General features: G+C 71.5%; 17 protein-coding genes. 9 read left to right on the top strand and 8 right to left on the bottom strand.

The window, feature by feature from the left end; all coding sequences use genetic code 11:
- Position 1: 1 nt before the first annotated feature.
- Together ACH4OA_RS07685 and ACH4OA_RS07680 are read left to right on the top strand one after the other, a co-directional pair.
- Positions 2-979 carry an alpha-ketoacid dehydrogenase subunit beta gene (locus ACH4OA_RS07685; protein WP_397936434.1) on the top strand — a complete coding sequence of 326 codons (978 nt, stop codon included), beginning with the start codon at positions 2-4 and terminating at the stop codon, positions 977-979.
- Positions 980-989: 10 nt separating this feature from the next.
- Positions 990-2,399 carry a dihydrolipoamide acetyltransferase family protein gene (locus tag ACH4OA_RS07680; protein ID WP_397945964.1) on the top strand — a complete coding sequence of 470 codons (1,410 nt, stop codon included), beginning with the start codon at positions 990-992 and terminating at the stop codon, positions 2,397-2,399.
- An 85-nt stretch (positions 2,400-2,484) separates the two neighbouring features.
- Here ACH4OA_RS07680 and ACH4OA_RS07675 read toward each other — a convergent pair whose 3' ends face one another.
- Positions 2,485-3,420 (bottom strand): Bro-N domain-containing protein, encoded by a 936-nt coding sequence (locus tag ACH4OA_RS07675; RefSeq protein WP_397968102.1) that lies wholly within the window; start codon positions 3,418-3,420, stop codon positions 2,485-2,487.
- A 219-nt stretch (positions 3,421-3,639) separates the two neighbouring features.
- The gene (locus ACH4OA_RS07670; protein WP_397936430.1) at positions 3,640-4,542 is read right to left on the bottom strand and encodes a D-alanyl-D-alanine carboxypeptidase family protein; all 903 of its coding nucleotides are present in this window, start codon (positions 4,540-4,542) and stop codon (positions 3,640-3,642) included.
- 211 nt (positions 4,543-4,753) lie between these two features.
- On the opposite strand from ACH4OA_RS07670, the gene ACH4OA_RS07665 reads away from it, so the two are divergent.
- Both ACH4OA_RS07665 and ACH4OA_RS07660 read left to right on the top strand, forming a co-directional pair.
- Positions 4,754-5,428 carry a GntR family transcriptional regulator gene (locus ACH4OA_RS07665; RefSeq protein ID WP_397936428.1) on the top strand — a complete coding sequence of 225 codons (675 nt, stop codon included), beginning with the start codon at positions 4,754-4,756 and terminating at the stop codon, positions 5,426-5,428.
- Complete coding sequence (locus tag ACH4OA_RS07660; RefSeq protein WP_397936426.1) at positions 5,425-6,732, top strand: nitrate/nitrite transporter; 1,308 nt, start codon at positions 5,425-5,427, stop codon at positions 6,730-6,732. The genes ACH4OA_RS07665 and ACH4OA_RS07660 overlap by 4 nt, the downstream gene beginning before the upstream one ends.
- Positions 6,733-6,772: 40 nt before the next feature.
- Here the strand turns inward: ACH4OA_RS07660 and ACH4OA_RS07655 are convergent, their stop codons facing one another.
- Positions 6,773-7,597: a maleylpyruvate isomerase family mycothiol-dependent enzyme gene (locus ACH4OA_RS07655; RefSeq protein WP_365871310.1), complete on the bottom strand. Its 825-nt coding sequence runs from the start codon at positions 7,595-7,597 to the stop codon at positions 6,773-6,775.
- 189 nt (positions 7,598-7,786) lie between these two features.
- On the opposite strand from ACH4OA_RS07655, the gene ACH4OA_RS07650 reads away from it, so the two are divergent.
- Positions 7,787-8,587: a carbon-nitrogen family hydrolase gene (locus ACH4OA_RS07650; RefSeq protein ID WP_365871312.1), complete on the top strand. Its 801-nt coding sequence runs from the start codon at positions 7,787-7,789 to the stop codon at positions 8,585-8,587.
- A gap of 71 nt (positions 8,588-8,658) precedes the next feature.
- Here ACH4OA_RS07650 and ACH4OA_RS07645 read toward each other — a convergent pair whose 3' ends face one another.
- Both ACH4OA_RS07645 and ACH4OA_RS07640 read right to left on the bottom strand, forming a co-directional pair.
- On the bottom strand, positions 8,659-9,153 hold the full coding sequence (locus ACH4OA_RS07645; RefSeq protein ID WP_365941515.1) for an LURP-one-related family protein: 495 nt from the start codon (positions 9,151-9,153) through the stop codon (positions 8,659-8,661).
- 76 nt (positions 9,154-9,229) lie between these two features.
- Positions 9,230-10,213 (bottom strand): GlxA family transcriptional regulator, encoded by a 984-nt coding sequence (locus ACH4OA_RS07640; protein WP_397968100.1) that lies wholly within the window; start codon positions 10,211-10,213, stop codon positions 9,230-9,232.
- 52 nt (positions 10,214-10,265) lie between these two features.
- On the opposite strand from ACH4OA_RS07640, the gene ACH4OA_RS07635 reads away from it, so the two are divergent.
- The 3 genes from ACH4OA_RS07635 to ACH4OA_RS07625 all read left to right on the top strand — a co-directional run bounded on the left by ACH4OA_RS07635 (position 10,266) and on the right by ACH4OA_RS07625 (position 13,572).
- Positions 10,266-10,670 carry a cupin domain-containing protein gene (locus tag ACH4OA_RS07635; RefSeq protein WP_397968099.1) on the top strand — a complete coding sequence of 135 codons (405 nt, stop codon included), beginning with the start codon at positions 10,266-10,268 and terminating at the stop codon, positions 10,668-10,670.
- Between the two features lie 145 nt (positions 10,671-10,815).
- A complete protein-coding gene (locus ACH4OA_RS07630; protein ID WP_397936421.1) occupies positions 10,816-11,676 on the top strand; it encodes a calcium-binding protein in 861 nt (286 codons plus the stop codon).
- A gap of 75 nt (positions 11,677-11,751) precedes the next feature.
- The gene (locus ACH4OA_RS07625) at positions 11,752-13,572 is read left to right on the top strand and encodes a thioredoxin-like domain-containing protein (protein ID WP_397968096.1); all 1,821 of its coding nucleotides are present in this window, start codon (positions 11,752-11,754) and stop codon (positions 13,570-13,572) included.
- A gap of 12 nt (positions 13,573-13,584) precedes the next feature.
- Here the strand turns inward: ACH4OA_RS07625 and ACH4OA_RS07620 are convergent, their stop codons facing one another.
- The 3 genes from ACH4OA_RS07620 to ACH4OA_RS07610 all read right to left on the bottom strand — a co-directional run bounded on the left by ACH4OA_RS07620 (position 13,585) and on the right by ACH4OA_RS07610 (position 17,154).
- Positions 13,585-13,842: a hypothetical protein gene (locus ACH4OA_RS07620; RefSeq protein WP_365880927.1), complete on the bottom strand. Its 258-nt coding sequence runs from the start codon at positions 13,840-13,842 to the stop codon at positions 13,585-13,587.
- 66 nt (positions 13,843-13,908) lie between these two features.
- Positions 13,909-15,216, bottom strand: a complete 1,308-nt coding sequence (locus ACH4OA_RS07615; protein WP_397936419.1) for a M18 family aminopeptidase — start codon at positions 15,214-15,216, stop codon at positions 13,909-13,911.
- Between the two features lie 111 nt (positions 15,217-15,327).
- Positions 15,328-17,154, bottom strand: a complete 1,827-nt coding sequence (locus ACH4OA_RS07610; RefSeq protein WP_397936418.1) for an acyl-CoA dehydrogenase — start codon at positions 17,152-17,154, stop codon at positions 15,328-15,330.
- Positions 17,155-17,362: 208 nt separating this feature from the next.
- On the opposite strand from ACH4OA_RS07610, the gene ACH4OA_RS07605 reads away from it, so the two are divergent.
- A complete protein-coding gene (locus ACH4OA_RS07605) occupies positions 17,363-17,842 on the top strand; it encodes an SseB family protein (RefSeq protein WP_365880921.1) in 480 nt (159 codons plus the stop codon).
- The last annotated feature ends 51 nt before the right edge of the window (positions 17,843-17,893 follow it).

Raw genomic sequence — 17,893 nt, 5'->3', positions numbered from 1 at the left:
GATGGCCGAGAAGATGGCGATGGCCAAGGCCATCAACGAGTCGCTGCGCCGCGCCCTGGACGCCGACCCCAAGGTCCTCGTCATGGGCGAGGACGTCGGCAAGCTGGGCGGCGTCTTCCGGGTGACGGACGGTCTGCAGAAGGACTTCGGCGAGAGCCGGGTCATCGACACCCCGCTCGCCGAGTCCGGCATCGTCGGCACCGCGATCGGCCTGGCCCTGCGCGGCTACCGCCCGGTGGTGGAGATCCAGTTCGACGGCTTCGTCTTCCCGGCCTACGACCAGATCGTCACCCAGCTCGCCAAGATGCACGCCCGCTCGCTGGGCACGGTCAAGATGCCGGTCGTCATCCGCATCCCCTACGGCGGCGGCATCGGCGCGGTCGAGCACCACTCGGAGTCGCCGGAGGCGCTGTTCGCCCATGTGGCGGGCCTGAAGGTGGTGACGCCCTCGAACGCCTCGGACGCGTACTGGATGATGCAGCAGGCCATCCAGAGCGACGACCCGGTGATCTACTTCGAGCCCAAGCGGCGCTACTGGGACAAGGGCGAGGTCGACCCCGAGGCCATCCCGGCCCCGCTGCACAAGGCACGCGTGGTCCGCGAGGGCACGGACCTCACCCTGGCCGCCTACGGCCCGATGGTGAAGCTCTGCCAGGAGGCCGCGGACGCGGCGGCCGAGGAGGGCAAGTCCCTGGAGGTCCTGGACCTGCGCTCGGTCAGCCCGCTCGACTTCGACGCGGTCCAGGCGTCGGTGGAGAAGACCCGCCGCCTGGTCGTGGTGCACGAGGCGCCGGTGTTCCTCGGTTCCGGCGCGGAGATCGCCGCGCGGATCACCGAGCGCTGCTTCTACCACCTGGAGGCACCGGTCCTCCGTGTCGGCGGCTACCACGCCCCGTACCCGCCGGCCCGCCTGGAGGAGGAGTACCTGCCCGACCTGGACCGCGTGCTCGACGCCGTCGACCGCTCGCTGGCGTACTGAGGAGAGGGTCGTGACGACGATGACGGAAGCGTCCGTACGCGAGTTCAAGATGCCGGACGTGGGCGAGGGACTCACCGAGGCCGAGATCCTCAAGTGGTACGTCCAGCCGGGTGACACGGTCACCGACGGCCAGGTGGTCTGCGAGGTGGAGACGGCGAAGGCGGCCGTCGAACTGCCCATCCCGTACGACGGCGTGGTCCGCGAACTGCACTTCCCCGAGGGCACCACGGTGGACGTGGGCACGTCCATCATCTCGGTGGCCGTGGCCGGCGCAGCCCCCGCGGACGCGCCCGCCGCGCCCCCGGCGGCGGAGCCCGCCCCCCAGGAGGAGCCGAAGCCGGCGGGCCGTCAGCCGGTCCTCGTCGGGTACGGCGTGGCGGCCAGCTCCACCAAGCGCCGCCCGCGCAAGGGCCCGCAGGTCGCCGTCCCGGCGCCGGTCCAGGCGGTCCAGGCGGTCCAGCCCGGACTGAACGGGCACGGCTCCACGGTCCCCGGCGCGTCCCGCCCGCTGGCCAAGCCCCCGGTCCGCAAGCTGGCCAGGGACCTGGGCGTCGACCTGGCCGTGATCACCCCGTCCGGCCCGGACGGCGTCATCACCCGCGAGGACGTCCACGCGGCCGCCGCACCCCCGGCCGCCGCACCGGCCGCCCAGGCCCCGGCCGCCCCGGCGCAGGCCGCCGCGACCGTGGCCCCGGCGCCCGCGGCGTCGTACGACACCGGGCGCGAGACCCGGATCCCGGTCAAGGGCGTGCGCAAGGCCACCGCGCAGGCGATGGTCGGCTCCGCGTTCACGGCGCCGCACGTCACCGAGTTCGTGACGGTGGACGTGACCCGCACGATGCGGCTGGTCGAGGAGCTGAAGCAGGACAAGGACATGCAGGGCCTGCGGGTCAACCCGCTCCTGCTGATCGCCAAGGCCCTGCTGGTCGCCATCAAGCGCAACCCGGACATCAACGCCTCCTGGGACGAGGCCGCCCAGGAGATCGTGCTCAAGCACTACGTGAACCTGGGCATCGCGGCGGCCACCCCGCGCGGACTGATCGTCCCGAACATCAAGGACGCGCACACCAAGACGCTCCCGCAGCTCGCCGGGGCGCTGGCCGAGCTGGTGGCGACGGCCCGCGAGGGCAAGACCTCACCGGCGGCGATGCAGGGCGGCACGGTGACCATCACCAACGTCGGCGTCTTCGGCGTCGACACGGGCACCCCGATCCTCAACCCGGGCGAGTCCGCGATCCTCGCGGTGGGCGCGATCAAGCCCCAGCCGTGGGTCCACAAGGGCAAGGTGAAGCCGCGTCAGGTCACCACGCTGGCGCTCAGCTTCGACCACCGCCTGGTCGACGGCGAGCTGGGTTCCAGGGTGCTGGCGGATGTCGCGGCGATCCTGGAACAGCCCAAGAGACTGATCACCTGGGCGTAGGCGCGCCAAGCCGGGTACGCTCGACAGGTGGAGGGGACGGCCGCAACTTCGTTTTGCGACCGCCCCCTCCGCTTTCTCAGGTTTCTCAGGCCCGGTGCAGCACGTACACCGGCGCTCCGTCCTCCGTCCCGCCCTGTGACCGGATGCAGGCGTGCTTGCGCAGCAGACGCAGGCACTCGTTGACCCGGTGCACCGTGAGGCCGGTGCGCGCGGCGATGGACTCCAGCGGTTCGCGCAGCTCGCCCTTCTCGACCAGGACCGGCGCGATCACCACCGCCACCGCCCACACGTCCTGGGTCACGGACAGCCGCTGCCGCCAGTCGGCCAGGACGGCCTCCGTGGTGGACGGCGCCGCGAGGGGACCGCCGGAGCCGGGGCGGGCGGCGGCGAAGGTGTCGAGCCGGTCCGCGATGCGCTCCATCGCCCGCACCAGGGCCTGCTGCACGGCGAGGTTGGCCTTCCCCAGTTCGATCAGCTCGCGCTGCCCGCCGGCCAGTTCCTCGTCCAGCCGGAGGTTGTGCGCCTCCAGCCGGACGATGGCCTCCGCGACCTGTTCCGGCATGGCGTAGGCGACGGGCGCGCCCGGTTCGGCGGGCTGCACCTCGGCCTCTTCGAGAGTGTAGGAACCCTCTCGCTGTACGGTCTCGATGACTTCGGCGACCCAGAGTTTGAAGGGTGTGCAGGCCGCCTTGGTGCAGGCGTTGACGAGCAGGACGAGACCCTGCAGAGAGATGACGTTCAGGTCTCGACGCCACTCTCTACCTGCGGGAACGCTGAGACCGTAAGCTCCAGTTACGGTCTCGAGGGTCTTTCGGTGCTCTCCGGGGACATGGTCGGCGAGAGCCTGGCGCGCATTGGTGTGTCCGAGTTCCTTGCAGACGTCCACCGCCGGGAACCAATGGGTTCCGTCCGGCATCGTCAGCCGGCGGACCCGGGCTCCGGTCGCCGCGTAGACGAAGTCGCTGACGTCGAGTGCCTGCCGCCGGTCCGCGGGGCCGGGCTGCTTCCTGAGTTCGTTCATGTGAACCACCTCCGCCGCGGAACGTAGAGCGACAGAAATCGAATATGCCAATTGCAGGAGCAATATTCATGATTGTCGGTGAATTACCCGGATGTGCCGGACACGGGACGGGGTGGCGCGGTATGAGTGGGCGTTTTCCCCGCCGGCGCGGTGGCCGGCCCGGGGCAAACGGAAAGGGCCCCCCGCGAGGTGCGGCGGGCCCTTGGCGGTGATCCGGTGTCAGCCGAGGCGGGCGAAGCCGTAGTTGAGGAGCTTCTTCGCGTCGGTCTCGCGCTGGGTGATGGAGGAGGAGGCGAGGACGGTGCCGATGACCGTCTTGCCGTTCCGGGTCGCGGCGAAGACCAGGCAGTACTTGGCCTCCGGGCCGGAACCGGTCTTCACGCCGATGGTGCCGCTGTAGCTGCTGAGCAGCCCGTTGGTGTTCTTCCACGGGGCCATCGTGCGCGTGCCGCCCGACTTGGTCTGCGTCTTGGCGGTGTACGACTTGGTCTTGACGACCGTACGGAACGTGGCGTACTTCATCGCGCTGCTGGCGATCTTCGTCAGGTCGCGCGGCGTCGAGTAGTTGGAGCCGTTGCCGATGCCGTCGAAGGAATCGAAGTGGGTGTGGGTCAGCTTCAGGTTCTTCGCGGCGGTGTTCATCTTGCCGATGAAGTTCGTCACGCGCGCGGCGCGGGTGCTGCCGGAGCCGAACTTGTCGGCGAGCGCGTAGGCGGCGTCACAGCCGGACGGCAGCATCAGGCCGTACAGCAGCTGACGGACGGTCACCCGGTCGCCGACGATCAGGTGGGCCTGCGAGGCGTTGTTCTTGACGACGTAGTCGCTGTACGCCTTCTGGATGGTCACCTTGGCGTCGAGGTTGAGGTTCGACTGCGCGAGCACGACCTTGGCGGTCATGATCTTGGTGGTGGACCCGGTGGCGAGCCGGGTGTCCGCCTGCTTCAGGAACAGCGACGAGCTGTTCGCGTTGTTCATGAGGTACCCGCCCTTGGCCACGATCGAGGGCGCGGTGACGGCCTGTGCGGGCGCTGCGGTGAGGGCACCGGTGGCGACCAGTGCGCCGGAGGTGACGGCGACGGCCGCGGCCTTGCGAAGGCGGGTGCCCATAATGCCGGTAATCAAGTGATGTACCTCGAATGTGTTGAATGCCCCTGTTGTGCGGCCGAGTTGAGGTGGGAGCGGTAGGAGGGCCGCATGTGTGTGACATGTAAGTAGCACAGAAGGTTGTGCGGACGCCGGGAGAGGGGCGTTTTCGCGCCCGCGCGGGGCGCGGTCCCGTCCGCATCATGGACGGTGCTCCTGCTTGCGTACGTGTTGTATCTATCCTGTGGGCATGAAAACGGCCGCCGCGCAGCCCGCCCCGCAGTCCCTCAAGCCGCCACCCGCCGCCGACCGCGTGTACACCCACGTCAAGCAGGGTGTGCTCGACCGCCGCTACGAGGGCGGCACGCTGCTCACCGAGGGCGAGCTGGCCGAGGCCGTCGGCGTCTCGCGCACGCCCGTCCGGGAGGCGCTGCTGCGGCTGGAGGCCGAGGGCCTGATCCGGCTCTACCCGAAGAAGGGCGCCCTGGTCCTGCCCGTCTCCGCGCAGGAGATCGCCGACGTGGTGGAGACCCGGCTGCTGGTCGAGGAGCACGCGGCCCGCAAGGCCGTGCCCGCGCCGCCGGACCTGCTGGAGCGGCTGACCGGGCTGCTGGAGCGGCAGAAGGCGCAGGCCGCCGCCGGCGACCTGGCCGCCGCCGCGGTCACCGACCGCTGCTTCCACGCCGAGATCGTGCGCAGCGGCGGCAACGAGATCCTGTCCCGGCTCTACGACCAGTTGCGCGACCGGCAACTGCGGATGGGCGTCGCCGTCATGCACTCCCACCCCGACCGGATCGCCAAGACGCTCGCCGAGCACGAGGAGATCCTGGACGCGCTGCGCGCCGGGGACGCGCAGGCCGCCGTCGCCGTCGTTCACCGGCACGTCAGCTGGTTCTCACACCTCGCGCGGGGTGAGGTCCGATGAGCGCTGCTGAGCGCACCGCCGCCCTGCCGGGCGACCCGCCGGGCGGACGCCGGGCCGTCGCCGTGTGGTCCATAGGCGTGGCGGTCTATTTCGTGGCCGTCATCTTCCGTACGTCGCTGGGCGTGGCCGGTCTCGACGCGGCCGACCGCTTCCACGTCAACGCCTCCGCCCTGTCGGCGTTCTCCATCCTCCAGCTGCTGGTCTACGCCGGCATGCAGATACCCGTCGGCCTGCTGGTCGACCGGCTCGGCACCAAGAAGGTGCTGAGCATCGGCGCGCTGCTGTTCACCGCGGGACAGCTGGGCTTCGCCTTCTCCCCCTCCTACGGCACCGCGCTCGCCTCCCGGGCGCTGCTGGGCTGCGGCGACGCGATGACCTTCATCAGCGTGCTGCGGCTGGGCACCCGCTGGTTCCCGGCCCGGCGCGGCCCGCTGGTCGCCCAGCTCGCGGGACTGGTCGGCATGGCGGGCAATCTGGTCTCGACCCTGGTCCTGGCCCGGCTGCTGCACGGCGTCGGCTGGACCCCGGCGTTCGCGGGCAGCGCGCTGGCGGGCGCGGTCGTGCTGGTGCTGACCCTGCTGTTCCTCAAGGACCACCCGGAGGGACAGGAGCCGGAGCCGTCCGGGCACCGGGGCGGGGTCTACGTCCGCCGGCAGATCGCCGCGTCCTGGCGGGAGCCGGGCACCCGGCTGGGCCTGTGGGTGCACTTCACCACCCAGTTCCCGGCGATGGTGTTCCTGCTGCTGTGGGGCCTGCCGTTCCTCGTCGAGGCGCAGGGTCTCAGCCGCGCCACGGCCGGCGAGCTGCTCACCCTGGTCGTGCTGTCCAACATGGTGATCGGCCTGGTCTACGGCCAGATCATCGCCCGGCACCACGCGGCGCGGCTGCCGCTGGCGCTGGGCACGGTGGGCGCCACCACGCTGCTGTGGGCGGCGACCCTGGCCTATCCCGGGCGGCACGCGCCGATGTGGCTGCTGCTGGTGCTGTGCGCGGTGCTCGGCGCGTGCGGGCCCGCGTCGATGATCGGCTTCGACTTCGCCCGGCCGGCCAACCCGCCCGAGCGGCAGGGCACGGCGTCCGGCATCACCAACATGGGCGGCTTCGTCGCCTCCATGACGACCCTGTTCGCCATCGGCGTGCTGCTGGACGCGACCGGGGACGACTACACCGTGGCCTTCTCGGCGGTGTTCGTCCTCCAGGCGCTCGGCGTCAGCCAGATCCTGCGGCTGCGCGGGCGGGCGGCGCGGCGGGAGCGGGAGCGGTTGATCGCGAGCCGGGTGGAGACGGTTCACGTGCCCGCGTAGGCACCCCGGGGCGCGGCGGGACGGAGGCGGGCCTGCCGGGTCACTGGGTCACGGCGAAGTGGCGCAGGATCGCCGCCGCCAGGTCCTGGTCGCCGTCGGTCTTCACCCGGTCCGCCACGGCCTCGGGGCCGACCCGGCCGCAGGCCAGGCGGACGTAGGTCTCCCAGTCCAGCGTGAGCGTGGCGGCGGGGCCGAGGGCGGGGACGGTCTCCACCGTGCCGCGGCCCTGGATGTCGACGCGGACGGTGCGCAGGAACTCCACCGGGCCGTGCACGTCGAACACGATCGCCGAGCTGCGCGGGGCGTCGGCGTCGTGGGCGACGACCTTGGGCAGCTCCTCCAGCAGGACGTCCCGCACGACGTACGCGCCCGGCGAATCGAGGTTCCCGGGGCGGCCGAGCGCCGTGCGCAGGTCCTGCTCGTGCACCCACACGTCGAAGGCCCGGGCGCGGTAGGCCTGTTCCACGGTGATCTCCTTGCCGAGCGGGCCGCGCACGAGGGCGCCGGGGTCCCGGGACTCGTTGCGCAGCTGGCGGTTGCGGCGGATCACCGTGTACTCCAGCTCGGCCGTCATCTCCGGCGCCGTGTGGTGGCGGCGGACGTCGACCTGCATCTCCATGTAGCGCTGGTGCTCGGTGGTGACGTGGAAGAGGTCGCGCGGCAGGGCGTGGATGGGGCGCGGGTCGCCGAGCATCTCGCAGTCCATGCCGATCACATGCGACACGATGTCCCGCACCGACCAGCCGGGGCACGGGGTCCGCCGGTTCCACTCGCCCTCGACGAGCGACTGCGCCATCTCGGATATCGCTTCGATGGAGTGCGTCCAGGCGTCGGCGTAGGGCTGGAGAGTGGGATGCAGACTCACGGAAACGGGACCCCTCGGCGGTCGGTACACGGGCAGGTTGCGGCGGCGTTGCCGTTCGGCGGACGGCGCGAAGCACGTCGGCGGGTGTCTTGAGACGCTAAGTTACGCTGCTTACCGGCACCCCGGCAGTGCTTTCGTGTGACGATCGTAGGCCCGTGTGGACAACTCGAATGCCAGGACGGTGGTAGTGTGCGCGCCTCGCTGATCCAGATCTCGGTGCACGAGGAGGAACCGGTCGACTCCCGGCGGCAGCGCGTGGCCGCGCTGGTGCGGGAGCAGAGCGGCGCCGACCTCGTCGTACTGCCCGAACTGTGGACGACCGGTGCCTTCGCCTACGAGGAGTTCGGCCGGGAGGCCGAGCCGCTCGAAGGGCCGACGTACGAGACGATGGCCAAGGCGGCGAGCGACGCGGGCGTGTGGCTGCACGCCGGGTCCATCCCCGAGCGCGATCCCGAAGGCCCCCTCTACAACACCTCGCTGGTCTTCTCCCCCTCCGGTGAACTGGCCGCGGCCTACCGCAAGATCCACCGCTTCGGCTTCGACAAGGGCGAGGCGGTGCTGATGGGCGCGGGCCGGGAGCCGGTGACGGTCCGGCTGCCCGGGACCACGCTCGGCGTGGCCACCTGCTACGACCTCCGGTTCCCCGAACTCTTCCGCGCACTGGTCGACGCCGGCGCCGAGACGCTGGTGATCCCGGCGGGCTGGCCCGAGCGGCGGCGCGCGCACTGGACGCTGCTGGCCCAGGCGCGGGCGGTGGAGAACCAGGCGTTCGTGCTCGCCTGCGGGACGGCCGGGACGCATGCCGGGGTCCCGCAGGCGGGCCACTCGATCGTGGTCGACCCGTGGGGCGAGGTGCTGGCGGAGGCCGGTCCCGGCGAGGAGGTCCTCACCGTCGACATCGACCCGGCGAAGGTGGCCGCCACCCGCGAGCAGTTCCCGGCGCTGAAGGACCGCGTGCTGGGCCTGGAACGGCCCCGGCAGCGGGCCTGAGACCGGCACACGGAGGCGGCGCCGGACCGCCTCGGGTGCGCCCTGGCCGTCCCCGGCCGCCCCGGCCGGTCTCAGTCCTCCTCGCCCTCCTTCTCGGCGAGGTGGATCACGCACACGGCCACCGCGATCAGCAGCGCCGGATCGGCGTCCTCCCGGACGACGTCCACGCCGTAGGTGTCGCGGAGGGTCAGCCAGCGACGGGAGATCACCGCGAGGAGTTCGCCGTCGTACTCGACGGCGAACTCCCGGTCCAGGATCTTGCCGCTGACGTCCAGTTCGGTGCCGTCCGCCAGGGCGACCCGGTAGTGGTGGCGCAGCAGGGACAGCCGCTTGCGGCGGATCCTGGCCAGCGGCTCGCCGTCCCGTTCGATCACCATGGTGTCGCGCAGGGCGAACATCTTCTGGTGGATGTCGGCGAGCACCCGCCCCTGGGCGTCCTTCAGCTCGAAGGTGTCCCGCAGGCGCATGGCCTTGCCGTCGACGAGGTAGACCTTCCGGCCGTGCTCGTCCTCGATCCACCAGTCGTCGCCGATGCCGAGGATGCGGTCGCGTACGAGGAATCTCATACGGGTCATGCTTCCCCGTGACCGGGCGATCGTCACGAAGCCGTCCAACGGGAAGCGGCGGGAGGAACCCGGCCGGTCACCCGGGCGTGCCCGCGAACCGCCTGCGGTAGGCGGACGGGCTCAGGCCCGTCTCGCGCCGCAGCCGGACCCGCAGGTTGGCCGCCGTCCCCAGGCCGCTGCGCGCCGCCACGACGTCCAGCCGCTCCTCGCCCCGCTCGATCAGCCGGCACGCCAGGGCCACGCGCTCCGCGGTGAGCCAGGCCAGCGGGGTGGTGCCGAGCTGGTCGCGGAAGCGGCGGTGCAGGGTGGCGGGGGAGACGGCCGCGCGGGCGGCGAGCGCGGCGACCGACAGCGGTTCGCCGAGCCGTTCCTGCGCCCAGGCCAGCAGCGGGCCGAGCGACGCGTCGGGCACCGCGGGCACCGGCCGCTCCACGAACTGCCGCTGGCCGCCGTCCCGGTGCGCGGCGAAGACGAGCCGCCGGGAGACGGCGCCCGCGAGTTCGGCGCCGTGATCGCGGCGCCAGAGGTGCAGCCCGAGATCGAGCGCGGCGGCGCTGCCCGCGGCGGTGAGGATGTCCCCCTCGTCGACGAACAGCACGTCCGGCTCCAGCAGGACCCCGGGATGCAGCTCCCGGAAGGCGTCCGCCCACATCCAGTGGGTGGTGGCCCGGCGGCCGTCCAGCAGCCCGGCCTCGGCGAGCGCGAAGCTGCCGGTGCAGAAGCCGACGATCCGGGCGCCCCGCGCGTGCGCGCGGCGGATCGCGGCCAGGACGTCGGGCCCGCGCGGGACGACGTTGTCCGGCCGGCCGGGCACGATCAGCGTGTCCGCCGCGTCCGCCGCCGCCAGGCCGGACAGGCCGCTCATGGTGAAGAAGCCGTGGTTCATCCGGATCTCCGGAGCGGGCCCGCACAGCGTGACGTCGTAGAGCGGCCCGGTCCGGCCCAGCTCCGGCCGGGGCAGCCCGAACAATTCGGTGGCGACACCGACTTCGAACGGGTTGGTGCCCGCGTCGACGATCACCGCCACCCGGTGCGGAGCCTGAGAGGATTGTTGCGGCATGCGCGATTTCTAGCACTCGTGCGCGCCGCCCGGCCACCCGCACGATGAGCGCATGGAACACACGGAACGCACCATGCCCGTCTCTCTCGGGCAGGCTCTCGCCTCCTTCACCGAGCAGTGGAGCCCCCGCATCGTCACCAAGGTCAACGACTACGACGTACGGGTGACCAAGGTCGAGGGCGAGCACCTGTGGCACACGCACGCGCACACCGACGAGTTCTTCCTGGTCCTCTCCGGTGAACTGCGCATCGGTCTGCGGGAGCCGGCCGGCGAGCGCACGGTGGTGCTGTCCCAGGGGTCGGTGTTCACCGTGCCGCGCGGCATCGAGCACAAGCCGTACGCGCCCGTGCCCACCGAGATCCTGCTCTTCGAGCCCTCCGGCACCAGCACGGTGGGCGACCGGCATGACGAGGTGCCCGCGCACGTGGACGTGACGACGGGCCACGCGCTCGGCTGACCGGGCCGCGGAATCCGCCCGGACGGCAGGTGTCCCGCAGGTGAACTTCCGCTCCCGGCGCGGAAGTCGCGCAACCGAACCGGTGGTCCGCCGAGTCGGACGTGGGGTAAGGCGCACGACCGCGCACGTCCTTCCGGAGGTTCCCATGCCCGTTCGTCCCGCCCGCCGCCGGGTGCTCCACGCCGTCTCGGCGGCGACCCTGGTCCTCGGCACGGCCCTGGCCGCGCCGCTCGCCCTGGCCGGCAGCGCCGGCGCCGCCCCGGCGCCGGCCACCGCCGAGGTCAACGAGTACGACTGGCAGCTCACCTACCAGGCCGCGGCCGGCCAGGCCAACAAGGCCGCCGTCACCGCGACGCCCACCGCCGACCGCACGGGCATCACCTATGTGATCGACGACGTCGTGCCGGTCCAGGCGGGCCACGGCTGCGTCCATCCCGTCGCCGCGGACCCCACCAAGGTGTCCTGCACGGTCACCTTCGTGGACAGCCAGGACCCGTACGCCGCCCTGGTCGTGGACCTCGGCGACCGCGACGACACGATCACCTACAAGAACGCCACCGACCAGATCTACTCCTACGCCCAGATCTCGCTGGGCGCCGGCCAGGACAAGGCGACCGACTCGGGCCGGCTCGACGGCGCCTACGTCTCGGGCGACGCGGGCGACGACACGATCACGGTCGGCAAGGAGGGACTGGCCTGGGGCGGGGACGGCAACGACACGATCACCGCGAACGGCGGCGGAAACATCGCCAAGGGCGGCAAGGGCAACGACACGCTGCACGGCGGTGCCGGGGCCCAGGACCTGGCCGGTGACGACGGCAAGGACACGATCACCGGCGGCGCCGGCGCCGACACCCTGTACGGCGGCAAGGGCGACGACGTGCTGTACGGCAACAGCGGCGACGACAGGCTGTACGGCAACAGCGGCAACGACAAGCTGTACGGCGGCGCGGGCCGCGACACCCTCTCCGGCGGCCCCGGCCGGAACGTGGTCCACCAGGACTGACGGCCGGCCCGCCGCGGCCCGGGGTTGTCCACAGGCGCCGGACCGGCTTCCGGCGACAGGTGGCACCCTGGAGCCATGACCGATTCCGCACCCCGACGCGCCCGAGTACGCGCCCCCGAGCTGATCGGCAAGGGCGGCTGGCTGAACACGGGAGACCAGCAGTACACCCTCGCCGACCTGCGCGGACGCATCGTCGTCCTGGACTTCTGGACCTTCTGCTGCATCAACTGCCTGCACGTCCTGGACGAGCTGCGCGAGCTGGAGGAGAAGCACCGGGACACGCTCGTGGTGATCGGGGTGCACTCGCCGAAATTCGTGCACGAGGCCGAGCACCGGGCGGTCGTGGACGCGGTGGAGCGCTACGGCGTGGCGCACCCGGTCCTGGACGACCCGGAACTGGCCACCTGGAAGCAGTACGCGGTGCGCGCCTGGCCCACCCTCGTGGTGATCGACCCCGAGGGCTATGTCGTCGCCCAGCACGCGGGCGAGGGCCACGCGCACGCCATCGAGCGGCTGGTGGCGGAGCTGGAGGCCGAGCACGAGGCGAAGGGCACCCTGCGCCGCGGCGACGGCCCCTACGTGCCGCCGGAGCCCGAGCCGACGACGCTGCGCTTCCCCGGCAAGGCGCTGCTGCTGCCGTCGGGGAACTTCCTGGTCAGCGACACCACCCGGCACCGGCTGGTGGAGCTGGCCGAGGACGCCGAGACGGTCGTGCGGCGGCTCGGCTCCGGCCGGCGCGGCTTCGCGGACGGCGGCCCGGAGCAGGCGTCCTTCAACGAGCCGCAGGGCCTGGCCCTGCTGGACGACGGCTCGGTGGTGGTCGCCGACACCGTCAACCACGCCCTGCGCCGCCTGGACCCGGCCACCGGCGAGGTGACCACCCTGGCCGGCACCGGCAGGCAGTGGTGGCAGGGCTCGGCCACGTCCGGCCCGGCCCGCGAGGTGGACCTCTCCTCACCGTGGGACGTGGCGGTCTTCGGCGGCAAGGTGTGGATCGCGATGGCGGGCGTCCACCAGCTGTGGACGTACGACCCGGCCGCCCGCACGGTCGCGGTGGCGGCCGGCACCACCAACGAGGGCCTGGTGGACGGGCCCGGAGCGGAGGCCTGGTTCGCCCAGCCGTCCGGTCTCGCGGCCACCGCCGACCGGCTGTGGCTCGCCGACTCCGAGACGAGCGCCCTGCGCTGGGTGGACACCGACGGGCGGGTGCACACCGCCGTCGGCACCGGCCTGTTCGACTTCGGCCACCGGGACGGCGCCGCGGACCAGGCGCTCTTCCAGCACCCGCTGGGCGTCACCGCCCTGCCGGACGGCTCGGTCGCCGTGGCGGACACCTACAACCACGCCCTGCGCCGCTACGACCCCGCCACCGGCGAGGTCACCACGCTCGCCACGGATCTGCGCGAGCCCAGCGACGCGGTGCTGGCCGGTGCCGACATCGTGGTGGTGGAGTCGGCCCGGCACCGGCTGACCCGGCTGCGGCTGCCCGAGGAGGCGGTGCGGGTGGAGTCGGTGGCCCACCGCACCCGGCGGGCGGCCACCGAGGTCGCGCCGGGCCGGCTCCGCCTGGACGTGATCTTCCAGGCGCCCGCGGGCCAGAAGCTGGACACCAGGTACGGCCCGTCGACCCGGCTGCTGGTCTCCTCCACCCCGCCCGAGCTGCTGCTCAAGGGCGAGGGAGCGGACACGGACCTGTCCCGCGAACTGGAGCTGGACCCGGCCGTGACCGAGGGCGTCCTGCACGTCTCGGCGATGGCCGCCTCCTGTGACGACGACCCCGCCAACGCCTACCCGGCCTGCCACGTCCACCAGCAGGACTGGGGCGTCCCGGTCCGCCTCACCGAGGGCGGGACGGACCGCCTGCCCCTCGTCCTGGCGGGCATGGACGAGCAGTAGGCAGGCGGTGCGTCAGACGCCGTAGCCGTCGCTGTAGCCGTCGACGCGGTGGTGGTGGTGATGCGGCTCCTCCTCCACCACCGGCGCCGCCGTCGGCATCACGACACGCCGGCGCCGTGCGATGCCGCTGAACGTCGCCACCCCGATCAGGCCCACGGCCATCAGGATCAGGCCGACGACGGTGACGTTGACGCCGTGCATGTGCCAGTCGGTCGCGAACGTGAGAATGGCCCCCACGGCTATGAGGATGATGCATCCGCCGAGCCCCATGAGGCTTCGCCTCCCCTGTCGGTGCCGGAACTTCCGGTAGGGACCGGGTACCCGGCACCGGCCCGGCTAGCCCTCCAGGAAGGCCGTCAGCGCGTTCGCGAGGAGGAACGGGTCGTCGGCGCCGCACAGTTCGCGGACGCTGTGCATGGACAGGATCGCCACGCCGATGTCGACCGTGCGGATGCCGTGCCGGGCCGCGGTGATCGGTCCGATGGTGGTGCCGCACGGCATGGAGTTGTTGGAGACGAAGCTCTGGAAGGGCACGCCGGCCTTCTCACAGGCCGCGGCGAACACCGCGCGGCCCGAACCGTCCGTGGCGTAGCGGTTGTTGACGTTCACCTTGAGGATCGGGCCGCCGTTGACCCGCGGGTGGTGCGTCGGGTCGTGCCGCTCGGCGTAGTTGGGGTGCACGGCGTGGCCGGTGTCGGAGGACAGGCAGACCGTGCCGGCGAAGGCGCGGGCCCGGTCCTCGAAGGAGCCGCCGCGGGCGAACACCGAGCGCTCCAGGACGGATCCGAGCAGCGGACCGTCGGCGCCGGTGTCCGACTGGGAGCCGTTCTCCTCGTGGTCGAAGGCGGCCAGCACCGGGATGCGGCCGAGCGGGGCGCCGGAGGCCGCGACGGCGGTGAGGGCGGCGGCACCGGCGTGCACGGACAGCAGGTTGTCCATGCGCGGGCCGGCGACCAGGTCCCGGTCCCGGCCGAGGTAGGCGGGCGGCTCCACCGGATGCGTCATCAGGTCCCAGCCGGTCACCGAGCCGGCCGTCAGCCCGGCCTCCTGCTCCAGGAAGGCGATCAGATCGCCGTCGCGCACCTCGTCGCCCAGGCCCCACACCGGCTGGAGGTGGCGCTGCTTGTCCAGCTTGAGCCCCTCGGTGCCGACCGAGCGGTCCAGGTGGATGGCGAGCTGCGGCACCCGCAGCAGCGGCCGGTCCACGTTGACCAGGACCGTGGAGCCGTCGCGCAGGGTGAGCCGGCCGGCCAGGCCCAGGTCCCGGTCCAGCCAGGAGTTGAGCAGCGGGCCGCCGTAGATCTCCACGGCCACCTGGCGCCAGCCGTGCGCCCCGGTGTCCGGGCGCGGCTTGACCCGCAGGCTCGGGGAGTCGGTGTGGGCCCCGATGATGTGGAAGGGCGTGTGCGGCTCGGCGCCCTCGGGCACGTACCAGGCCACGATCGCGCCGCCGCGCAGCACGTACCGGCCGCCGTGGCCGTTCGCCACGGCGTCCCAGGCGTCCGTCTCCGCGACCTGCCGGAAGCCCGCCTTCTCCAGCCGCTCGGCGGTGTTCGCCACGGCGTGGTACGGCGACGGGCTCGCCGCCAGGAAGGACATCAGGTCGTCGGTGTGGCCGCGGTCGAAGCGGGCTGGTGCGCTCATGGGATTCACCTTAACGACGTGCACGGGCCCGCTCCCGGAAAGAGAGCGGGCCCGTGCGAGGTATCGACGGGGACGTCCAGGACATCTGGAACGTCCGGAAGGTCCGGGAGGTCAGAACGCGGTCTCGTCCAGCTCCATCAGGTCCAGCTCGACGGTGCCGGCGACCTTGCGGGCGAGGGTGACGCCCGGCAGGACGTTGGCCGCGAAGAACTTGGCCGCGGCGATCTTGCCGGTGTAGAACGCCTTGTCCTTCGCCGAGGCCGTGGCCAGCTTCTCGGCGGCGATGGCGGCGCCCTTCAGGAGCAGGTAGCCGACGACCACGTCACCGGAGGCCATGAGCAGCCGGGTGGTGTTCAGGCCGACCTTGTAGATGTTCTTGGTGTCCTGCTCGGTGGCGGCCAGGTCGGTCAGCATCAGGCCGACGATCGCCTCCAGCTCCACGGCCGCCTTGGCCAGGTGCTCGCGGGCGCCGGCCAGCTCCTCGCCGCCGGTGCCGAGGGCCAGGAACTTCTTGATGTCCTCGGCGAGGGAGTTCAGCGCGGCGCCCTGGTTGCGGACGATCTTCCGGAAGAAGAAGTCCTGGCCCTGGATGGCCGTGGTGCCCTCGTACAGGGTGTCGATCTTGGAGTCCCGGATGTACTGCTCGATCGGGTACTCCTGGAGGAAGCCGGAGCCGCCGAAGGTCTGCAGCGACTGGGCGAGCTGCTCGTAGCCCTTCTCGGAGCCGTAGCCCTTGACGATGGGCAGCAGCAGGTCGTTCAGGGCGTGCTCGGCGGAGGCGTCCTCGCCGTCCGCCTCCTTGATCTGGATGGCGTCCTGGATCGAGGCGGTGTAGAGGACCAGGGCGCGCATGCCCTCCGCGTACGCCTTCTGCGTGATCAGCGAGCGGCGCACGTCGGGGTGGTGGGTGATGGTGACCTTGGGCGCGGTCTTGTCCATGAAGTTGGCCAGGTCCGGGCCCTGGACGCGCTCCTTGGCGTACTCCAGCGCGTTCAGGTAGCCGGTGGAGAGCGTGGAGATCGCCTTCGTGCCGACCATCATCCGGGCGAACTCGATGATGCGGAACATCTGGCGGATGCCGTCGTGCTTGTCGCCGATCAGCCAGCCCTTGGCCGGGTGCCGGTCGCCGAAGGTCATCTCGCAGGTGTTGGAGGCCTTCAGGCCCATCTTGTGCTCGACGTTGGTGGCGTAGACGCCGTTGCGCTCGCCCAGCTCGCCGGTCTCGAAGTCGAAGAGGTACTTCGGGACGAGGAAGAGGGACAGGCCCTTGGTGCCGGGGCCGGCGCCCTCGGGACGCGCGAGCACGTAGTGGAGGATGTTCTCCGACATGTCGTGCTCACCGGAGGTGATGAAGCGCTTCACGCCCTCGATGTGCCAGGAGCCGTCCTCCTGCTGGACCGCCTTGGTGCGGCCGGCGCCCACGTCCGAGCCCGCGTCGGGCTCGGTGAGGACCATGGTGGAGCCCCACTGCTTCTCGACCGCGATGCCGGCGATGTGCTTCTGGACGTCGTTGCCCTCTTCGAAGAGGATGCCGGCGAACGCTGGGCCGGAGGAGTACATCCACACGGCCGGGTTGGCGCCCAGGATCAGTTCGGCGTAGGCCCAGATGAGGGAGCGCGGCGCGGTGGTGCCGCCGATCTCCTCGGGCAGCCCGAGCCGCCAGTACTCGGAGTCCATGAAGGCCTGGTAGCTCTTCTTGAAGGACGCCGGGACGGGCGCGGTGTTGGTCTCCGGGTCGAAGACGGGCGGGTTGCGGTCGGCGTCCGCGAAGGACTCGGCCAGCTCGTTCTCGGAGAGGCGGGTCAGCTCCTCCAGGACGCTCTTGGCGGTGTCGACGTCCATCTCCTCGAACGGGCCGGTGCCGTACACCTTGTCGCGCCCGAGTACTTCGAAGAGGTTGAACTCGATGTCGCGGAGATTCGACTTGTAGTGCCCCATGGCGACGGCTCCGTTGAGAGAGATCGGCGAGGCACTGGCTCCTCGCACCTAAGTTCACGTACCAGCAACTGTCTACGATGATGCTACCCGTCGGTAATAAGACGCAACCCCAGTCCGGGCATCTGTGACCCGTCTCAAGTCCCTGCTCCGCGGGGTTCCGGCGCCGTAACCCGTCCGGGCGGCGGGGCGGCTCGGTACGCTTCTCCGCATGTACGGCTACGACCAGAACGCGGGCGCCCAGCAGCAGTACGCCCCGCCGCAGCAGCAGATGCCGGGCGGTGTCGGCGGGTACGGCCAGCAGCCGCCGCTGTATCCGGAGCCGTCCCCGCCCTCGCTGGCCGACGCGGTGCGCGCCTTCACCACCGGTCAGATGTCCGCCGAGGACTTCCAGCAGATCTTCGCCACCTCCAAGGTGTACTGCCCGCGCGGCGACACCCCCGGCTTCCTCGCCCTGCACAACACCCAGCAGCCGGTGATCCCGATGTTCACCTCGCTGAAGGAGCTGCGCCGGTACGCGGGCAAGGAGTCCAAGTACTTCGTGATCACCGGCGCCGAGGTCATCGACCTGCTGCCGACCGGCTACGGCTTCGTCCTGGACATGGAGGGCGAGCACCGGATGGTCTTCGACGCCAAGGCGGTCGAGCAGATGGTCGACTTCGCGATGCGCCGGATGTACGGCGGCGTGTGAGTGCGCCGTGACCGCGGCGGGGCCCGGAGGGAATTCCCTCCGGGCCTTTTC

Source organism: Streptomyces sp. NPDC017095 (genome assembly GCF_044332325.1).
In the GTDB taxonomy this organism is placed as follows: Bacteria; Actinomycetota; Actinomycetes; order Streptomycetales; family Streptomycetaceae; genus Streptomyces.
This window is presented reverse-complemented; position numbering and strand designations above follow the sequence as displayed.